Genomic DNA, 18,390 nt, shown 5'->3' with positions numbered 1-18,390 from the left:
GCTTTTTTTATTCCAGCGTTGCGGGCAGCCAGCAGCTGGCGATCAAACCACCTTCAGCGCCGTTCTCAAGCGTCAGCCTGCCGTGGTGGAGCTGTACAATGCGCTGCACGATACTCAGCCCCAGACCGCTGCCACCGTAGCGCTGGTCAAGACGGCGGAATGGCTCGGTAATTGACTGTCGGTGCGCGTCATCAATACCGGGCCCCTGATCGATCACGCTGATCTGCGTCCCCCCGTCGACCCCGGTTAATGTCACTGTAATCGTTGTCCCTGCCGGGCTGTAGCGCCCGGCATTCTCCAGCAGGTTGCGCAGCATCAGACGCAGGAGCACGGCGTCTCCCTGAACCGTGAGCGCGCTTTTAGCGGGCCAAATCACCGTATGCTCTTTGGCTTCATGGCCCAGGCCGAGAGGTTCAATGATATTTTCCGTCCAGCTCACGGTTTCGTAGTGTCCGCTGGCCATTGCCTGTCCGGCACGGGCCAGCATCAGCAGTTGCTCAACGGTATGCATGAGCTGATCGATACGGCTAATTAACGTCGCGGCCTGTGGTGCGCCTGACTGCGCCATAAGCTCCAGATGGAGCCGGATACCGGCAAGGGGCGTTCGAAGCTCGTGTGCGGCGTCAGCGGTGAAGAGACGCTCCTGCTGAATGGTATTGTCCAGCCGGGCGAGCAGCTGATTCAGGGAGGTTGTCACCGCGCCGATTTCTTCCATGTCGGAATACATAGGAAGCGGAGTTAAGTTATCTGCCGAACGGTTAGCCAGGCTGTCACGCAGTTTATTCAGCGGTCGGGTTATCCAGGTGACTGCCCAGAAAGAGAAAAACAGCGTAAAGCCTACCATCACCAGAGAAGGGACGAGAAGGGAAGCAATCGCTTCGCGGATCTCTTTTTCGACATGGTTATTACGGGCTTTTGCCGACAGCGTTTCATTCACCAGAAAACCGATCTGCTCGCGGCTTTCATGCCACAGCCAGATGACGCTTATCAGCTGGAAAAATAAGAGAATGACCGCCAGCAGCACCATCAAACGCCGACGCATGCTGTTCATTTCTGGCTCTCAAGGCGATAGCCAACGCCACGGACGGTTTTGATTCTGTCCTTGCCGAGCTTGCGACGCAGGTTATGGATGTGAACTTCAAGGGTATTTGACCCCGGATCGTCCTGCCAGGAGTAGATATCCTGCTGGAGCGTTTCTCTGTGCACCGTTTGCCCGCTGCGCATGATCAGACGCGTAAGCAGGGCGAACTCTTTTGGCGTCACCTCTACCGCCTGGTCCCGGCGCAGTACCTGCTGGGTTTGCAGATTCAGCGTAATATCGCCGTCGGTGAGTAAGTTATCGCTATGGCCCTGATAGCGGCGAATCAACGCCCGCACTCGCGCCTGAAGCTCAGCAAGCGCAAAAGGCTTCACCAGGTAATCATCTGCGCCTGCATCGAGGCCGGTGATGCGATCTTCAATGGCATCGCGTGCCGTCAGGATCAACACCGGGTTGGCGATACCGCGGCGTCGCCACTGGCTGAGCAGCGTGGCGCCATCTTTATCAGGCAAGCCCAAATCGAGGATCACCAGACTGTATTCGCCGCTCTGGATCAGGGCGTCCGCGTCCGCTGCGGTGCCAGCACAGTCGAGGGCATACCCTTCATTGGCCAGCCCCAGCGCCAGCCCTTCCTGCAATAACAGATCGTCTTCAACTATGAGTAGTTTCATCGCTAGTTATTCTGGTAGATGTCCTTATAAAGCCTGCTTTCGAAGCGAACAAGCGGAATACGGCGATTGCGCTGGTCGGTCGGTTCGACGGCATAGCCGGAAAGATACTGCACGAATGCCATGCGTTGTCCGCTGGCGGTAGTGATGAAGCCTGCAAGGTTGTAAACCCCCTGCAGCGAGCCTGTCTTAGCGGATACTTTACCATCCACGCCGGCAGCGTGAAGCCCGGCGCGATACTGCAGCGAACCGTCATGCCCGGCCAGCGGCAGCATTGAAATAAAGTTTAGCTCAGTGTCATGCTGTGCAATGTACTGAAGCACCTGCATCATCGTGGCCGGAGAGATCAAATTATGACGCGATAATCCGGAGCCATCGACGGCGATGGTATTACCCAGTTCGATCCCGGCCTGCTGGCGCAGGATCTGACGAACGGCGTCTGAACCCGCGCGCCAGGTTCCCGGCACGCCGAAACGCGCGTGGCCAATCATGCGGAACACGGTGTCGGCAATCATGTTGTCCGACTTTTTCAGCATGATTCGCAGTAAATCGTGCAGCGGAGGAGACTGTTTGCTGGCGATGACCGTGCCGGGCTGATTGACCTGCGTCTGGCGAAGCAGCGTGCCGGTGTAGGTTATGCCCGCTTGTTTCAGCTCATCTTTCAGAATGGCACCCGCGTAGCTTGCTCCATCCTGTATCGCAAAGGCCAGCGGCAGCGGATCGGCGCGCTGCGTCAGGCAGCCGGTAAGCGTGAAGCGGTTAAGATCGCCCGGCACGACGTCCAGCTCACAATATTGCGCATCCGGGGAGCCTTTCGCCAGCGTGCGGACCTGGCTAAACATTGTGACCGGGTAGTAGGACGCTATGCGGATAAACGCTAAATCGTCTGCCTTTGGCGCGCTGTAAAGCGAAACCGAGAAGCAGTTACGGTCAACAATCGCGGCGGCGGGCGGGGCGCTGAAACATTGGGTCATGTCGTTCCACGGCCAGCCTGGGGCTTTATCGTGGCTGGCAAAGATGGACGTGTCGATCAGTACATTGCCATCAATTTTCTGCACGCCAGATTTTTTCAGTACCGCAACCATATTGCGGATATCCTGGCGCTTAAAGGTCGGATCGCCGCCAAAACGGGCGATAAGATCGCCTTTCAGTGCGCCACCCTCGACGTTACCTTTGGTCTCGAGTGTGGTCGTAAAACGGAAGTCAGGCCCGAGCTGGAGCAGGGCGGCGAGGGCAGTGATCACCTTTTGGGTACTGGCAGGCAGCGCCATCTGTTGACTGTGATAGTCAATCTCGGGAGCCTGTGCGCCAACCTTCTGCACCATCAGGGCAAGGTTCGCGCCTGCGGGGAGCTGATTAATGTACTCATCAACATTCGCGGCCTGGGCGGTGAACGTTATACTGGTAGTCAATCCGATGATAAATCTGGAAAATCGCATAATCTCGCGCTAACAACCCGAAAACAAACCGTCATACTACGGTGCATGGCACTGCAAAGTAAACGATGACCCATAGTGAACTTCGCGGTAAAATGCATATCAAATTGAAAAATTGCTGCTGACCTGGGGCATTGCTCCCGGGTCGGTTTTCTTTTTGCTTCTTGCCCGCTTAGGGGGGCAGGAGCAGGGAACACTGCTCCCAACAGGAATGTTTAAGAGGTATAACAAATGCAAGCTATTCCGATGACCTTACGTGGTGCCGAAAAACTGCGCGAAGAGCTGGATTTCCTGAAATCCGTGCGTCGTCCTGAAATCATCGCCGCTATCGCGGATGCGCGCGAGCATGGCGACCTGAAAGAGAATGCTGAATACCACGCCGCGCGTGAGCAACAGGGCTTCTGTGAAGGGCGTATTAAAGATATCGAAGCAAAACTGTCCAATGCACAGGTTATCGATATCACCAAAATGCCTAACAACGGGCGTGTGATCTTTGGTTCTACCGTGACCGTGCTGAACCTGGACAACGACGAAGAGCAGACCTATCGCATCGTGGGTGATGATGAAGCAGACTTCAAACAGAACCTGATTTCAGTGAACTCCCCGATTGCTCGCGGCCTGATTGGCAAAGAGCAGGACGATGTTGTCACCATTCGCACCCCTGGCGGTGAAGTGGAATATGAAATTATTAAGGTTGAATACCTGTAATTCGCTTCTCTACTAAGATGTTGATACATTGTAAAGAAAAGAAAAAGGCCGCATAGCGGCCTTTTATCAACTCAAGGAGCATGGCATTTTGCTCGCCTGCTGACAGAAATCCCTCGTTTCACACAGAAAATGTGTTTGATTCAGGATATCCTTAGCGTGGCAGCGAGATTTTACGCTCTTTAGATGGGCGGTAGAGCACCAGCGTTTTACCGATGACCTGTACATTACAGGCGCCGGTTTCGCGCACGATGGCTTCCACGATCAGGTTTTTAGTGTCTCTGTCTTCAGAGGCGATTTTCACCTTGATCAGCTCGTGGTGTTCCAGCGCTTGTTCAATCTCGGCAAGCACCCCTTCGGTCAAACCATTGTTGCCAAGCATGACTACAGGCTTGAGCGGATGTGCCAGACCTTTAAGGTGCTGTTTTTGTTTAGTACTCAGATTCATCGTATATTTTTGCTTACGTTGGGATTGAAAACGGTTCATTCTACCGCCATCTCCCTTATATCGCCAAATAGCTGCGTAGAAATTTACGTCACAGGCAGGTAACGATGAACCAGGACGGAAATGTTAAATGACAGGTAAAAAGCGTTCTGCCAGCTCCAGCCGTTGGCTTCAGGAACACTTTAGCGATAAATATGTTCAACAGGCACAGAAAAAGGGGTTGCGTTCCCGTGCCTGGTTTAAACTTGATGAAATACAGCAAAGTGACAAACTTTTTAAGCCGGGGATGACGGTTGTTGACCTCGGTGCTGCACCTGGCGGATGGTCCCAGTATGCGGTAACGCAGATCGGCGGAACGGGCCGAATCATCGCGTGCGATCTTTTACCAATGGATCCCATCGTCGGTGTCGACTTCCTTCAGGGCGACTTTCGTGATGAATTAGTGCTGAAAGCGTTACTTGATCGTGTAGGTGACAGTAAGGTCCAGGTTGTCATGTCAGATATGGCACCAAATATGTGCGGAACACCGGCGGTGGATATCCCCCGCGCCATGTATCTGGTGGAGCTAGCGTTAGAAATGTGTCGTGATGTACTAGCGCCTGGTGGTAGTTTTGTTGTGAAGGTGTTTCAGGGCGAAGGTTTCGAGGAGTATCTTAAGGAAATTCGCTCCCTGTTTGCGAAGGTTAAAGTTCGTAAGCCGGACTCTTCCCGGGCCCGTTCCCGAGAAGTGTATATTGTAGCGACCGGGCGAAAATGATAACCGGTAGATTTCAGGCGAAAGTTTGAATGAAACTGGATATAGAGTATCCTGACGCTGTTTTTAACACAGTTGTAATATGAGGTTAATCCCTTGAGTGACATGGCGAAAAACCTAATACTCTGGCTGGTCATTGCCGTTGTGCTGATGTCAGTATTCCAGAGCTTTGGGCCCAGCGAGTCGAATGGCCGCAAGGTGGATTATTCTACCTTCCTGCAGGAGGTCAATCAGGACCAGGTTCGCGAAGCGCGTATCAACGGACGTGAGATCAACGTTACCAAGAAAGATAGTAACCGTTACACGACTTACATCCCGGTGAACGATCCTAAGCTGCTTGATAACCTTCTGACCAAAAACGTCAAGGTGGTAGGTGAGCCGCCAGAAGAACCAAGCCTGCTGGCTTCTATCTTCATTTCCTGGTTCCCGATGCTGCTTCTTATCGGCGTCTGGATCTTCTTTATGCGCCAGATGCAGGGCGGCGGTGGCAAAGGTGCCATGTCGTTCGGTAAGAGCAAGGCGCGTATGCTGACGGAAGACCAGATCAAGACCACGTTTGCTGATGTCGCCGGTTGTGACGAAGCGAAAGAAGAGGTGGGTGAACTGGTTGAGTACCTGCGTGAACCGAGCCGTTTCCAGAAGCTGGGCGGTAAGATCCCGAAAGGCGTGCTGATGGTTGGCCCTCCGGGTACCGGTAAAACCCTGCTGGCGAAAGCCATCGCAGGTGAAGCGAAGGTGCCGTTCTTTACTATTTCAGGTTCTGACTTCGTCGAAATGTTCGTGGGTGTCGGCGCATCTCGTGTGCGTGACATGTTCGAGCAGGCCAAGAAGGCAGCACCGTGCATTATCTTCATCGATGAAATCGACGCCGTAGGCCGCCAGCGTGGCGCGGGCCTGGGCGGTGGTCATGATGAACGTGAACAGACGCTGAACCAGATGCTGGTTGAGATGGACGGCTTCGAAGGTAACGAAGGTATCATCGTTATCGCGGCGACTAACCGTCCGGACGTACTTGACCCCGCGCTACTGCGTCCAGGCCGTTTCGACCGTCAGGTTGTTGTGGGTCTGCCGGACGTTCGCGGTCGTGAACAGATTCTGAAAGTTCACATGCGTCGCGTACCGCTTGCGCCAGATATCGACGCGGCAATCATTGCGCGCGGCACCCCGGGCTTCTCCGGTGCTGACCTGGCGAACCTGGTCAACGAAGCTGCTCTGTTTGCCGCTCGCGGTAACAAGCGCGTCGTGTCGATGGTGGAGTTTGAGAAAGCGAAAGACAAAATCATGATGGGTGCGGAACGTCGCTCCATGGTGATGACGGAAGCGCAGAAAGAGTCCACGGCATACCACGAAGCGGGTCACGCGATTATCGGTCGCCTCGTGCCGGAACACGATCCGGTGCATAAAGTGACGATTATTCCGCGCGGTCGTGCGCTGGGTGTGACTTTCTTCCTGCCTGAAGGCGACGCGATCAGCGCCAGCCGTCAGAAGCTGGAAAGCCAGATTTCGACCCTGTACGGCGGTCGACTGGCAGAAGAGATTATCTACGGTGTGGAACATGTTTCTACCGGTGCGTCCAACGACATTAAAGTTGCGACAAACCTGGCGCGTAACATGGTGACGCAGTGGGGCTTCTCCGACAAACTCGGTCCGCTGCTGTATGCAGAGGAAGAGGGTGAAGTATTCCTCGGCCGTTCTGTGGCTAAAGCGAAACATATGTCCGATGAGACGGCTCGTATCATCGACCAGGAAGTAAAATCTCTGGTAGAGCGTAACTACGCACGTGCACGCCAGATCCTGACCGACAATATGGACATCCTGCATTCGATGAAAGATGCGCTCATGAAATATGAGACCATCGATGCACCGCAGATTGACGACCTGATGGCGCGCCGTGAAGTGCGTCCGCCAGCGGGCTGGGAAGACCCAGGCGCTTCCAATAATTCTGACAACAATGGCACCCCGCGTGCGCCGCGTCCGGTTGATGAACCGCGTACGCCAAACCCGGGCAACACCATGTCAGAACAGTTGGGCGATAAGTAAGTCACTGCTGTTGAAGCGTTTGTCCGTACCTCAAACCCTGGAGCTTGCTCCGGGGTTTTTCATTTCTGTTTAACGATATAGATACCAGGGATTTCGCCATGAAATTATTCGCTCAGGACTCGCATCTCGATCTTTCACATCCCCATGTGATGGGGATCCTGAATGTTACCCCTGACTCCTTCTCTGACGGCGGCACGTATAACACGCTTATCGAGGCGGTTAAACACGCGAATCTAATGATTAATGCGGGTGCCACCATTATTGACGTGGGCGGCGAATCGACGCGTCCTGGTGCGGTGGACGTGTCTGTGGAAGAAGAGCTGGCGCGCGTGGTGCCGGTGGTTGAAGCTATCGCGCAGCGGTTTGAAGTATGGATCTCCGTTGATACCTCTAAACCCGAAGTGATTCATGAAGTGGCGAGAGTGGGCGCTCACATTATCAATGATATTCGTTCACTTACCGAGCCTGGCGCCCTTGAAGCCGCGGCAGAGACGGGGTTACCGGTATGCCTGATGCACATGCAGGGTCAACCAAAAACCATGCAGGAAGCACCGAAGTACGACGATGTCTTTGCCGACGTGAATCGCTTCTTTATTGAGCATATTGCGCGCTGTGAACGTGCAGGTATCCCAAAAGAGAAATTGCTGCTCGACCCGGGGTTCGGTTTCGGTAAAAATCTCTCCCACAATTATGCGTTGCTTGCGCGCTTATCGGAATTCCATCACTTTGACCTGCCGCTGCTGGTGGGGATGTCGAGAAAGTCGATGATTGGGCAGTTGCTGAACGTGGGGCCGAGCGAACGCCTGAGCGGCAGCCTGGCCTGCGCGGTGATTGCGGCGATGCAGGGCGCGCACATTATTCGTGTCCATGACGTCAAAGAAACAGTAGAAGCCATGCGTGTGGTGGAAGCCACACTGGCAGCGAAGGAAAACAAACGCTATGAGTAATCGTAAGTATTTTGGTACCGATGGTATCCGTGGGCGTGTAGGCGATGCTCCCATTACCCCTGATTTTGTCCTGAAGCTCGGCTGGGCTGCTGGCAAAGTGCTGGCGCGTCATGGTTCCCGTAAGATCATTATCGGTAAAGACACCCGTATTTCCGGCTATATGCTGGAGTCCGCGCTGGAAGCGGGTCTGGCGGCGGCTGGACTGTCCGCGTCCTTTACGGGCCCAATGCCAACGCCTGCTGTCGCGTATCTGACGCGCACCTTCCGTGCGGAAGCGGGGATTGTTATCTCAGCTTCTCACAACCCGTTCTACGACAACGGCATTAAATTCTTCTCCATTGACGGCACCAAGCTCCCGGATGACGTGGAAGAAGCCATTGAAGCCGAAATGGAAAAAGAGATCACCTGTGTAGATTCCGCAGAGCTGGGTAAAGCGAACCGTATCGTTGATGCGGCGGGCCGTTATATCGAATTCTGTAAAGGTACCTTCCCGAATGAGCTGAGCCTGGCTCACCTCAAAATTGTGGTGGACTGTGCTAATGGCGCGACCTATCACATCGCCCCGAATGTTTTCCGCGAACTGGGTGCGAAAGTCATCACCATTGGCTGCGAGCCGGATGGTCTGAACATTAACGAGCAGGTGGGGGCAACTGATGTTCGTGCCCTGCAGGCACGCGTTCTGGCAGAGAAAGCCGACCTGGGCATTGCGCTGGACGGCGACGGTGACCGCGTGATCATGGTCGACCACGAAGGTAATAAGGTCGACGGCGATCAGATCCTCTACATCATTGCCCGTGAGGGCCTGCGTCAGGGCCAGCTGCGCGGCGGTGCGGTGGGCACGCTGATGAGTAACATGGGCCTGGAACTGGCGCTGAAACAGCTCGGTATTCCGTTTGTCCGCGCGAAAGTGGGTGACCGCTATGTGCTGGAAAAACTGCAGGAGAAGGGCTGGCGCATCGGTGCAGAAAACTCGGGTCACGTGATCCTGCTCGACAAAACTACTACCGGGGACGGTATCGTGGCCGCGCTGCAGGTGGTTGCCGCGATGGCGCGCAACCATATGAGCCTGCACGATCTGTGCAGCGGGATGAAAATGTTCCCACAGATCCTGGTTAACGTACGCTTCACTGCCGGTAAAGGCGATCCTCTGGAAAATGAGAACGTTAAAGCGGTGATGGCTGACGTTGAAGCGGCCCTGGGCAATCGTGGACGTGTGCTGTTGCGTAAGTCCGGTACTGAACCGCTGATCCGCGTGATGGTGGAAGGTGAAGACGAAGCGCAGGTAACCGAATTTGCACACCGTATTGCGGATGCTGTAAAAGCTGCATAATCGTGCACGCTAAATGTATAAAAAGGCGGCTTTTGTCGCCTTTGTTTTAAGCAACTAATGGCTTTTTGCTGTTTTTTTCCGCAGTTGATACAATGCGTCAAAAATGCCCTTGCGAAGGTCATTCGCTTTGGTTAGTATTCACACCCGCTTCAGTGGGAAACAAAAATCCTGCTAATTGGTCGAAGCATTGGTATGCGGCAAATCCGCAAGGAACAGGTTGATTATGTACGAAGCTCTTTTAGTTATTTTCCTTATTGTAGCCATCGCTCTCGTAGCGCTGATCATGCTGCAGCAAGGTAAAGGCGCTGATATGGGAGCCTCCTTCGGAGCAGGCGCTTCCGGTACGCTGTTCGGTTCAAGTGGTTCTGCGAACTTCATGACCCGCACAACGGCGATTCTGGCTACGCTGTTCTTCATCATCAGCCTTGTGCTTGGCAATATCAACAGCAACAAGACCAGCAAAGGAAGCGAGTGGGAAAATCTGAGCGCGCCAGCGAAAACTGAGCAAACTCAGCCAGCTGCACCGGCTAAGCCAACCAGCGATATCCCGCACTAAGTATTCTGTACCGAGGTGGTGGAATTGGTAGACACGCTACCTTGAGGTGGTAGTGCCCTAACGGGCTTGTGGGTTCGAGTCCCATCCTCGGTACCAATATTCCAGAAGAAAGACGTCGAAAGACGTCTTTTTTTTCGTCTGTAGACTGCGAGATCTCCGATCTTTTGTAGGGCGGGTAAGCGCATGCGTCAACCGCCATGTTGCCCGGTGGCGCTGCGCTTACCGGGCCTGCGAAAATCAAAATAAAAAAGGCGCCCTGTGGGCGCCTTTTGCACGTTATATCAGCGATTACTTCTTATCGCTGTGCTCCAGGTTTTCAACCTGCGGCAGACCGTTACCTGAACTGGCGGAGAGCAGGCCATTCTCAACATAGTTGAACAGCTTCTCGCGGGTATCGGTGATGTCCAGGTTACGCATGGTCAGCTGACCAATACGATCGTCCGGTGAGAACACGGATTCACCTTTCTCCATGGTCAGACGCTCTGCTTTATAGGTCAGGTTGTCAGACACGGTGTTCAGGATGGAGTAGTCGTTTCCGCGACGCAGCTCCAGCGTGACTTCACCGGTGATCGCGCTTGCCACCCAACGCTGCAGCGCATCACGCAGCATCAGCGCCTGTGGATCGAACCAGCGGCCCTGATACAGCAGTTTACCCAGTTGACGGCCATGAGAGTGATACTGCTCGATGGTGTCTTCGTTGTGAATGCCGGTCAGCAGACGCTCGTAAGCGATGTGCAGCAGTGCCATTCCCGGGGCTTCATAGATGCCACGGCTTTTCGCTTCGATGATACGGTTTTCAATCTGATCGCTCATGCCCAGACCGTGACGACCGCCAATACGGTTAGCTTCCAGCATCAGCTCAACATCATCAGAGAAGGTTTTACCGTTCAGCGCAACCGGATGGCCGCGTTCGAAACGCACGGTCACTTCTTCAGCCTGGATTTTTACGTTCTCGTCCCAGAACTTCACGCCCATGATCGGGTTAACGATCTTCACGCTGGAGTTCAGGAATTCCAGGTCTTTCGCTTCGTGCGTCGCACCCAGCATGTTGGAGTCGGTGGAGTAGGCCTTCTCGACTGACATCTTATAGTCGAAGCCGCAGGCGATCATAAACTCGGACATTTCATGACGGCCACCCAGTTCGTCGATGAAGTCGGTATCCAGCCACGGCTTGTAGATCTGCAGTTCGGCGTTGGTCAGCAGGCCATAACGATAGAAACGTTCAATATCGTTACCTTTATAGGTGCTACCGTCACCCCAGATGTTCACGCCGTCTTCTTTCATCGCCGCAACCAGCATGGTGCCGGTGACCGCACGGCCCAGCGGGGTAGTGTTGAAATAGGTCAGGCCGCCGGTGGTGTTATGGAACGCACCGCACTGAATAGCCGCGATACCTTCAGCGACCAGTTGCTTACGGCAGTCAATCAGGCGCGCGTTCTCTGCACCATACTCTTTAGCGCGACGAGGAATGGCATCGTAGTCGTCCTCATCCGGCTGACCCAGGTTCGCAGTATAGGCGTACGGAACCGCTCCCTTCTGGCGCATCCACAGCAGTGCAGCGCTGGTATCCAGGCCGCCTGAGAAAGCGATGCCAATACGTTGTCCTACCGGAAGATGCTTGAGAATCGTCGTCATAGAATAAAACCCTGCTTGATTGACTGATTAGAGACCGCTTTCGCTCTCTTGTGCATTTTTATGCAAAATAAGTGAGTATTCATTTAATCATCTTTTGGCGAAGACCGGAAGAGAGTCGTGCGTTTTTTGTAAAAATTTTGGTCTAATTGATCTGGCGGAAGTTGGGTTGACAGGTGGGGTCAACTATCAATATACTAAACGCCGATTTTACGTCCCGTCTTCGGTACCAAATCCCAGCATTATTTGCAAATTCTGTCCAAAACGCGTAGAATTTGCCACGTTTCAGGCGCGGGGTGGAGCAGCCTGGTAGCTCGTCGGGCTCATAACCCGAAGGTCGTCGGTTCAAATCCGGCCCCCGCAACCACTTTCCCATAAAGTTCTTTTTCAAATATACTGTGAAGACTTAGAGCCTTCGTAGCTGGATTTGAAAAAATTCTTTCGGAAAGTGCTCCAGGCCACAGTTGTGGCTATAGGGTTCAGTTATCTAAAGCCCCGATTTATCGGGGTTTTTTGTTATCTGACTACAGAATAACTGGGCTTTACGCCCTTTTTTTATGTCTTGGGGGTGGGCTTGTCCACATTAGAGCAAAAATTAACAGAGATGATTACTGCACCGGTCGAAGCACTGGGCTACGAACTGGTCGGCATCGAATTCGTTCGCGGCCGTACATCGACGCTGCGCATCTATATTGATAGTGAAGATGGCATCAATGTTGATGATTGTGCTGATGTCAGCCACCAGGTGAGTGCGGTTCTTGATGTTGAAGACCCGATTACCGTTGCGTACAACCTGGAAGTTTCCTCACCTGGCCTCGATCGCCCGATGTTCACGGCCGAGCACTATGTGCGCTTTACCGGTGAAGAAGTGGCTCTCGTTCTGCGTATGGCCGTACAGAACCGCCGTAAATGGCAGGGAATTATCAAAGCCGTTGATGGTGAAATGATCACGGTGACAGTCGAAGGCAAAGATGAAGTGTTCGCGCTGAGTAATATCCAGAAGGCGAACCTGGTTCCCCACTTTTAACAGTCTGGATTGAGGTGAAAAGCCCGCGATGAACAAAGAAATTTTGGCTGTTGTTGAAGCCGTCTCCAACGAGAAATCACTGCCGCGTGAGAAGATTTTCGAAGCGCTGGAAAGTGCACTGGCTACAGCAACCAAGAAAAAATACGAACAAGAGATCGATGTTCGCGTAGAAATCGATCGTAAAAGCGGTGACTTCGATACATTCCGTCGTTGGGTAATCGTTGAAGAAGTGACCCAGCCGACCAAAGAGATCACGCTGGAAGCTGCCCGTTTTGAAGACGAAAGTCTGAACGTGGGCGAGTACGTTGAAGATCAGATTGAATCTGTCACCTTTGACCGTATCACGACCCAGACCGCTAAACAGGTTATCGTGCAGAAAGTGCGCGAAGCCGAGCGCGCGCTGGTTGTCGATCAGTTCCGCGATCAGGAAGGCGAAATCATCACCGGCGTGGTGAAGAAAGTGAACCGCGACAACATCTCCCTGGAGATCAAATCCGAAGGGTTGCCGGGTAACGCTGAAGCCGTGATCCTGCGTGAAGATATGCTGCCGCGTGAAAACTTCCGCCCAGGTGACCGTATTCGCGGTGTTCTGTACGCCGTTCGCCCTGAAGCGCGTGGTGCACAGCTGTTCGTGACCCGTTCTAAACCAGAAATGCTGGTAGAACTGTTCCGTATCGAAGTGCCGGAAATCGGTGAAGAAGTTATCGAGATTAAAGCGGCGGCTCGCGATCCGGGCTCCCGTGCGAAAATTGCGGTGAAAACCAACGACAAGCGTATCGACCCGGTCGGTGCTTGCGTCGGTATGCGCGGTGCGCGCGTTCAGGCAGTTTCGACTGAGCTGGGCGGCGAACGTATTGATATCGTTCTGTGGGATGACAACCCGGCGCAGTTCGTGATCAACGCAATGGCTCCAGCTGATGTGGCGTCTATCGTTGTTGACGAAGACAAACACACCATGGATATCGCTGTTGAAGCGGGCAACCTGGCGCAGGCAATTGGCCGTAACGGCCAGAACGTACGCCTGGCGTCACAGCTGAGCGGCTGGGAACTCAACGTAATGACCGTTGATGACCTGCAGGCTAAGCATCAGGCTGAAGCCCATGCGGCGATCGATACCTTCACTAAATACCTGGATATTGACGAAGACTTCGCCACTGTTCTGGTTGAAGAAGGTTTCTCTACGCTGGAAGAACTGGCCTATGTGCCAATGAAAGAGCTGCTGGAAATTGACGGTCTGGATGAACCAACCGTTGAAGCCCTGCGTGAACGCGCTAAAAACGCACTGACCACCCTGGCACTGGCTCAGGAAGAAAGCCTTGGCGATAAGAAGCCGGCTGATGACCTGCTGAATCTGGAAGGTCTTGATCGTGCGATTGCGTTCAAGCTGGCTGCCCGTGGTGTTTGTACGCTGGAAGATCTCGCTGAGCAAGGCGTTGATGACCTGGCTGATATCGAAGGTTTAACCGACGAGAAAGCCGGCGAGCTCATCATGGCCGCACGTAATATTTGCTGGTTCGGCGACGAAGCGTAATAAACTGTAGCAGGAAGGAACAGCATGACTGATGTAACTGTAAAATCGCTGGCTGCTGAGATTCAGACCTCCGTGGACCGCCTGGTACAGCAATTTGCTGATGCAGGGATCCCGAAGTCCGCTGATGACTCGGTGACCGCGCAAGAAAAACAAACCTTGTTAACGCACCTGAACCGTGAACACGGTTCTACGCCTGACAAGTTAACGCTGCAGCGCAAAACGCGTAGCACGTTAAACATCCCTGGTACCGGTGGCAAAAGCAAATCGGTCCAAATTGAAGTCCGCAAGACGCGCACCTTTGTAAAACGTGATCCGCAAGAGGCAGAACGCCTTGCCGCGGAAGAGCAGGCACAGCGTGAAGCGGAAGAACAAGCTCAGCGTGAGGCGGAAGCAACCGCCAAACGTGAAGCAGAATTAAAAGCTGAACGTGAGGCCGCAGAAAAAGCGAAACGCGACGCAAGTGATAAAGTGAAGCGTGACGCTGCGGAAAAAGACAAAGTGAGCAATCAACAGACAGACGAAATGACCAAAACCGCCCAGGCTGAAAAAGCCCGCCGTGAAAATGAAGCTGCCGAGCTGAAGCGTAAAGCGGAAGAAGAAGCCCGCCGTAAGCTGGAAGAAGAAGCTCGCCGCGTCGCCGAAGAAGCGCGCCGTATGGCAGAAGAAAACGAGAAGAATGGTGTGAATACCGTTGAGCCGACTGAAGACACCAGCGACTATCACGTGACCACTTCTCAGCATGCGCGTCAGGCTGAAGATGATAACGACCGTGAAGTTGAAGGCGGTCGTGGCCGTGGCCGTAATGCAAAAGCAGCGCGTCCGGCGAAAAAAGGCAACAAACACGCTGAATCCAAAGCTGACCGTGAAGAAGCACGCGCTGCTGTTCGCGGCGGTAAAGGCGGTAAGCGTAAAGGTTCCGCTCTGCAGCAGAGCTTCCAGAAGCCTGCTCAGGCCGTTAACCGTGACGTCGTGATTGGCGAAACCATCACCGTTGGCGATCTGGCGAACAAGATGGCGGTTAAAGGCTCTCAGGTCATCAAAGCGATGATGAAACTGGGCGCCATGGCGACCATCAACCAGGTCATCGACCAGGAAACCGCACAGCTGGTTGCTGAAGAGATGGGCCACAAAGTTATCCTGCGTCGTGAAAACGAGCTGGAAGAAGCAGTAATGAGCGACCGTGATACTGGCGCTGCGGCTGAACCGCGTGCACCGGTTGTGACCATCATGGGTCACGTTGACCACGGTAAAACCTCTCTGCTTGACTACATTCGTTCTACTAAGGTTGCCTCTGGTGAAGCGGGTGGTATTACCCAGCACATCGGTGCTTACCACGTAGAAACCGAAAACGGCATGATCACCTTCCTGGATACCCCAGGCCACGCAGCGTTTACCTCAATGCGTGCTCGTGGTGCTCAGGCAACGGATATCGTTGTACTGGTTGTTGCCGCAGACGACGGCGTGATGCCACAGACCATCGAAGCTATCCAGCACGCGAAAGCGGCGCAGGTGCCTCTGGTTGTTGCAGTCAACAAAATCGATAAGCCAGAAGCCGATCTGGACCGCGTGAAGAACGAACTGTCTCAGTACGGCGTTATGCCGGAAGAGTGGGGCGGTGAAGCGCAGTTCATCCCAGTATCTGCGAAAGCGGGTACCGGTATCGACGACCTGCTGAACGCGATCCTGCTGCAGGCTGAAGTACTGGAGCTGAAAGCGATCCGTAATGGTATGGCGAGCGGCGCGGTAATCGAATCCTTCCTGGATAAAGGTCGTGGTCCGGTTGCAACCGTTCTGGTTCGTGAAGGTACCCTGAACAAGGGCGACATCGTTCTGTGCGGCTTCGAATACGGCCGCGTTCGTGCGATGCGTAACGAACTGGGTCAGGAAGTTCTGGAAGCGGGTCCGTCCATTCCAGTGGAAATCCTGGGTCTGTCCGGTGTTCCGGCTGCCGGTGACGAAGTGACGGTTGTGCGTGACGAGAAGAAAGCGCGTGAAGTTGCGCTGTATCGTCAGGGCAAATTCCGTGAAGTTAAACTGGCTCGCCAGCAGAAATCTAAACTCGAGAACATGTTTGCCAACATGACCGAGGGCGAAGTTCACGAAGTGAACATCGTTCTGAAAGCTGACGTTCAGGGTTCTGTGGAAGCGATCTCCGACTCCTTGCTGAAATTGTCTACCGACGAAGTGAAAGTGAAGATCATCGGTTCTGGCGTAGGTGGTATCACCGAAACCGACGCAACCCTGGCTGCTGCTTCCAACGCTATCCTGGTTGGCTTCAACGTTCGTGCGGATGCATCTGCGCGTAAAGTAATTGAAGCCGAAAGCCTGGATCTGCGTTACTACTCCGTCATCTATAACCTGATCGACGAAGTGAAAGCAGCGATGAGCGGCATGCTGTCTCCTGAGCTGAAACAGCAGATCATCGGTCTGGCTGAAGTACGTGACGTGTTCAAATCACCGAAATTCGGTGCGATCGCGGGCTGTATGGTTACCGAAGGTAACATCAAGCGTCACAACCCAATCCGCGTACTGCGTGACAACGTGGTTATCTACGAAGGCGAGCTGGAATCCCTGCGCCGCTTCAAAGATGACGTTAACGAAGTCCGTAACGGCATGGAATGTGGTATCGGCGTGAAGAACTACAACGACGTTCGCGTTGGCGATATGATCGAAGTGTTCGAGATCATCGAAATTCAGCGTACCATCGCTTAATTACCGATTGTAAGCCGGGATCGCCTCGCGCCACCCGGCAATAATTTTAAAAGGGGCTTTTAGCCCCTTTTTTGTCTGGAGAATTTATTATGGCGAAAGAATTTGGTCGCCCTCAGCGCGTAGCGCAGGAAATGCAGAAAGAGATCGCGCTCATTCTGCAACGTGAAATTAAAGACCCGCGCGTCGGCATGATGACCACCGTTTCCGGTGTCGAAATGTCCCGCGATCTGGCGTATGCAAAAGTGTTCGTCACCTTCCTGAACGATCAGGACGAAGCGGCAGTGAAAAACGGCATTAAAGCGCTGCAGGAAGCCTCTGGTTTCATCCGCTCCCTGCTCGGCAAAGCGATGCGCCTGCGCATCGTGCCTGAGCTGACCTTCTTCTACGACAACTCGCTGGTCGAAGGTATGCGTATGTCCAACCTGGTGACCAGCGTGGTTAAACATGATGACGAGCGTCGTGTTAACCCGGCGGACGACAGCAAGGAGGACTAATGAGTCGTCCTCGTCGTCGCGGTCGCGACGTGCATGGTGTGCTGCTGCTGGATAAACCCCAGGGCGCTTCCAGCAACGACGTGCTGCAGAAAGTTAAGCGTATTTATAACGCCAACCGTGCGGGCCACACCGGCGCGCTCGATCCGCTGGCAACGGGCATGCTGCCGGTCTGCCTGGGAGAGGCGACAAAGTTTTCCCAGTACCTGCTTGACTCCGATAAGCGCTACCGCGTTATCGCTAAACTGGGCCAGCGCACGGATACCTCCGACGCGGATGGCCAGGTGGTGGAAGAGCGTCCGGTGACGTTCAGCGCGGAGCAGCTTGATGCTGCGCTGGAGAGCTTCCGTGGAGACACGATGCAGGTGCCGTCGATGTATTCGGCGCTGAAATATCAGGGCAAGAAGCTCTACGAATATGCGCGCCAGGGCATTGATGTCCCGCGTGAAGCCCGTCCGATAACCGTGTATGAGCTGCTGTTTATTCGCCACGAAGGTGATGAGCTGGAGCTGGAAGTACACTGTTCGAAAGGGACCTATATTCGCACCATCATCGACGACCTCGGTGAAAAGCTGGGCTGCGGTGCGCATGTGATTTACCTGCGCCGCCTGGCGGTGAGCAAGTATCCGGTGGAGCGGATGGTCACCCTGGAATATCTGCGCGAGCTGGTAGAACAGGCGGAAGCGCAGGGGATTCCGCCGGCAGATTTGCTGGATCCTTTGCTGATGCCGATGGACAGTCCGGCAGCGGACTTCCCGGTTGTTAATCTTCCTTTAACATCGTCCGTTTACTTTAAGAACGGCAACCCGGTTCGTACGGCACAAGCGCCGCTGGAAGGACTGGTACGCGTGACCGAAGGTGACGAAGGGAAATTCATCGGTATGGGCGAAATGGATGGCGAAGGGCGCGTTGCGCCGCGTCGTCTGGTTGTCGAATATCCGGTCGACGCGTGACGGTGATAACGGCTCACCTTGCGATAAGCAGGGGAGACGAGTAGAATATCGCCGCTTAACGCCTGGTAAATTGTTTAACAATCTGCGGGGCGTACATGGGATTGCTGAATTAGAGATCGGCATC

16 protein-coding genes and 2 tRNA genes are annotated in these 18,390 nt (G+C 53.9%); 13 read left to right on the top strand and 5 right to left on the bottom strand.

Annotated features, from left to right (window positions below; translation table 11 throughout):
• Nucleotides 1–7: 7 nt before the first annotated feature.
• From pmrB to dacB, 3 genes are read right to left on the bottom strand one after another with little or no spacing between them, the layout of a single operon-like run.
• Complete coding sequence (pmrB, locus tag USF70_RS13065) at nucleotides 8–1,051, bottom strand: two-component system sensor histidine kinase PmrB (RefSeq protein ID WP_064673369.1); 1,044 nt, start codon at nucleotides 1,049–1,051, stop codon at nucleotides 8–10.
• Entirely contained in the window at nucleotides 1,048–1,710 is a 663-nt protein-coding gene (pmrA, locus tag USF70_RS13060) for a two-component system response regulator PmrA (protein WP_213730044.1), read from the bottom strand. Before pmrA ends, pmrB begins: the two co-directional genes overlap by 4 nt.
• Nucleotides 1,711–1,712: 2 nt before the next feature.
• On the bottom strand, nucleotides 1,713–3,146 hold the full coding sequence (gene dacB / locus USF70_RS13055; protein WP_214580142.1) for a serine-type D-Ala-D-Ala carboxypeptidase: 1,434 nt from the start codon (nucleotides 3,144–3,146) through the stop codon (nucleotides 1,713–1,715).
• A 228-nt stretch (nucleotides 3,147–3,374) separates the two neighbouring features.
• Here dacB and greA point away from each other — a divergent pair, with 228 nt between their 5' ends.
• On the top strand, nucleotides 3,375–3,851 hold the full coding sequence (greA, locus tag USF70_RS13050) for a transcription elongation factor GreA (RefSeq protein ID WP_014171793.1): 477 nt from the start codon (nucleotides 3,375–3,377) through the stop codon (nucleotides 3,849–3,851).
• Nucleotides 3,852–4,002: 151 nt separating this feature from the next.
• Here greA and yhbY read toward each other — a convergent pair whose 3' ends face one another.
• Nucleotides 4,003–4,296: a ribosome assembly RNA-binding protein YhbY gene (yhbY, locus tag USF70_RS13045; RefSeq protein ID WP_003861814.1), complete on the bottom strand. Its 294-nt coding sequence runs from the start codon at nucleotides 4,294–4,296 to the stop codon at nucleotides 4,003–4,005.
• Between the two features lie 127 nt (nucleotides 4,297–4,423).
• Here yhbY and rlmE point away from each other — a divergent pair, with 127 nt between their 5' ends.
• The 6 genes from rlmE to USF70_RS13015 all read left to right on the top strand — a co-directional run bounded on the left by rlmE (nucleotide 4,424) and on the right by USF70_RS13015 (nucleotide 10,016).
• Nucleotides 4,424–5,050, top strand: a complete 627-nt coding sequence (gene rlmE / locus USF70_RS13040; protein WP_003861812.1) for a 23S rRNA (uridine(2552)-2'-O)-methyltransferase RlmE — start codon at nucleotides 4,424–4,426, stop codon at nucleotides 5,048–5,050.
• 102 nt (nucleotides 5,051–5,152) lie between these two features.
• Entirely contained in the window at nucleotides 5,153–7,087 is a 1,935-nt protein-coding gene (ftsH, locus tag USF70_RS13035; RefSeq protein ID WP_029739626.1) for an ATP-dependent zinc metalloprotease FtsH, read from the top strand.
• Between the two features lie 98 nt (nucleotides 7,088–7,185).
• The gene (gene folP / locus USF70_RS13030; protein WP_320735688.1) at nucleotides 7,186–8,034 is read left to right on the top strand and encodes a dihydropteroate synthase; all 849 of its coding nucleotides are present in this window, start codon (nucleotides 7,186–7,188) and stop codon (nucleotides 8,032–8,034) included.
• Complete coding sequence (gene glmM / locus USF70_RS13025; protein WP_023309339.1) at nucleotides 8,027–9,364, top strand: phosphoglucosamine mutase; 1,338 nt, start codon at nucleotides 8,027–8,029, stop codon at nucleotides 9,362–9,364. Before folP ends, glmM begins: the two co-directional genes overlap by 8 nt.
• 223 nt (nucleotides 9,365–9,587) lie before the next feature.
• Entirely contained in the window at nucleotides 9,588–9,920 is a 333-nt protein-coding gene (gene secG / locus USF70_RS13020; RefSeq protein WP_023333590.1) for a preprotein translocase subunit SecG, read from the top strand.
• A 9-nt stretch (nucleotides 9,921–9,929) separates the two neighbouring features.
• A tRNA-Leu gene (locus USF70_RS13015) sits at nucleotides 9,930–10,016 on the top strand.
• A gap of 192 nt (nucleotides 10,017–10,208) precedes the next feature.
• Here the strand turns inward: USF70_RS13015 and argG are convergent.
• Complete coding sequence (gene argG, locus USF70_RS13010; RefSeq protein WP_024906366.1) at nucleotides 10,209–11,555, bottom strand: argininosuccinate synthase; 1,347 nt, start codon at nucleotides 11,553–11,555, stop codon at nucleotides 10,209–10,211.
• A 287-nt stretch (nucleotides 11,556–11,842) separates the two neighbouring features.
• Here argG and USF70_RS13005 point away from each other — a divergent pair.
• From USF70_RS13005 to truB, 6 genes are all read left to right on the top strand, one after another.
• Nucleotides 11,843–11,919: transfer RNA gene (locus USF70_RS13005), tRNA-Met, on the top strand.
• A gap of 207 nt (nucleotides 11,920–12,126) precedes the next feature.
• A complete protein-coding gene (gene rimP / locus USF70_RS13000; protein ID WP_014833432.1) occupies nucleotides 12,127–12,579 on the top strand; it encodes a ribosome maturation factor RimP in 453 nt (150 codons plus the stop codon).
• Nucleotides 12,580–12,607: 28 nt separating this feature from the next.
• Entirely contained in the window at nucleotides 12,608–14,110 is a 1,503-nt protein-coding gene (gene nusA, locus USF70_RS12995) for a transcription termination factor NusA (protein WP_029739628.1), read from the top strand.
• A 24-nt stretch (nucleotides 14,111–14,134) separates the two neighbouring features.
• Nucleotides 14,135–16,822, top strand: a complete 2,688-nt coding sequence (infB, locus tag USF70_RS12990; RefSeq protein ID WP_029739629.1) for a translation initiation factor IF-2 — start codon at nucleotides 14,135–14,137, stop codon at nucleotides 16,820–16,822.
• An 89-nt stretch (nucleotides 16,823–16,911) separates the two neighbouring features.
• On the top strand, nucleotides 16,912–17,316 hold the full coding sequence (gene rbfA / locus USF70_RS12985) for a 30S ribosome-binding factor RbfA (protein ID WP_003024988.1): 405 nt from the start codon (nucleotides 16,912–16,914) through the stop codon (nucleotides 17,314–17,316).
• Nucleotides 17,316–18,266: a tRNA pseudouridine(55) synthase TruB gene (gene truB, locus USF70_RS12980; RefSeq protein WP_221702924.1), complete on the top strand. Its 951-nt coding sequence runs from the start codon at nucleotides 17,316–17,318 to the stop codon at nucleotides 18,264–18,266. Before rbfA ends, truB begins: the two co-directional genes overlap by 1 nt.
• Nucleotides 18,267–18,390 lie beyond the last annotated feature (124 nt).

It is taken from the genome of Enterobacter sp. 237C8 (genome assembly GCF_034106865.1).
Lineage (GTDB): Bacteria > Pseudomonadota > Gammaproteobacteria > Enterobacterales > Enterobacteriaceae > Enterobacter > Enterobacter asburiae_B.
This window is presented reverse-complemented; position numbering and strand designations above follow the sequence as displayed.

Excerpts from the sequence above, each read along its gene's own strand:
- greA (WP_014171793.1), top strand. The coding sequence starts at position 3,375 with ATGCAAGCTATTCCGATGACCTTACGTGGTGCCGAAAAACTGCGCGAA.
- argG (WP_024906366.1), bottom strand. The coding sequence starts at position 11,555 with ATGACGACGATTCTCAAGCATCTTCCGGTAGGACAACGTATTGGCATC.
- truB (WP_221702924.1), top strand. The coding sequence starts at position 17,316 with ATGAGTCGTCCTCGTCGTCGCGGTCGCGACGTGCATGGTGTGCTGCTG.
- pmrA (WP_213730044.1), bottom strand. The coding sequence starts at position 1,710 with ATGAAACTACTCATAGTTGAAGACGATCTGTTATTGCAGGAAGGGCTG.
- rbfA (WP_003024988.1), top strand. The coding sequence starts at position 16,912 with ATGGCGAAAGAATTTGGTCGCCCTCAGCGCGTAGCGCAGGAAATGCAG.
- pmrB (WP_064673369.1), bottom strand. The coding sequence starts at position 1,051 with ATGAACAGCATGCGTCGGCGTTTGATGGTGCTGCTGGCGGTCATTCTC.
- glmM (WP_023309339.1), top strand. The coding sequence starts at position 8,027 with ATGAGTAATCGTAAGTATTTTGGTACCGATGGTATCCGTGGGCGTGTA.
- secG (WP_023333590.1), top strand. The coding sequence starts at position 9,588 with ATGTACGAAGCTCTTTTAGTTATTTTCCTTATTGTAGCCATCGCTCTC.
- dacB (WP_214580142.1), bottom strand. The coding sequence starts at position 3,146 with ATGCGATTTTCCAGATTTATCATCGGATTGACTACCAGTATAACGTTC.
- rlmE (WP_003861812.1), top strand. The coding sequence starts at position 4,424 with ATGACAGGTAAAAAGCGTTCTGCCAGCTCCAGCCGTTGGCTTCAGGAA.
- folP (WP_320735688.1), top strand. The coding sequence starts at position 7,186 with ATGAAATTATTCGCTCAGGACTCGCATCTCGATCTTTCACATCCCCAT.
- yhbY (WP_003861814.1), bottom strand. The coding sequence starts at position 4,296 with ATGAATCTGAGTACTAAACAAAAACAGCACCTTAAAGGTCTGGCACAT.
- ftsH (WP_029739626.1), top strand. The coding sequence starts at position 5,153 with ATGGCGAAAAACCTAATACTCTGGCTGGTCATTGCCGTTGTGCTGATG.
- infB (WP_029739629.1), top strand. The coding sequence starts at position 14,135 with ATGACTGATGTAACTGTAAAATCGCTGGCTGCTGAGATTCAGACCTCC.
- nusA (WP_029739628.1), top strand. The coding sequence starts at position 12,608 with ATGAACAAAGAAATTTTGGCTGTTGTTGAAGCCGTCTCCAACGAGAAA.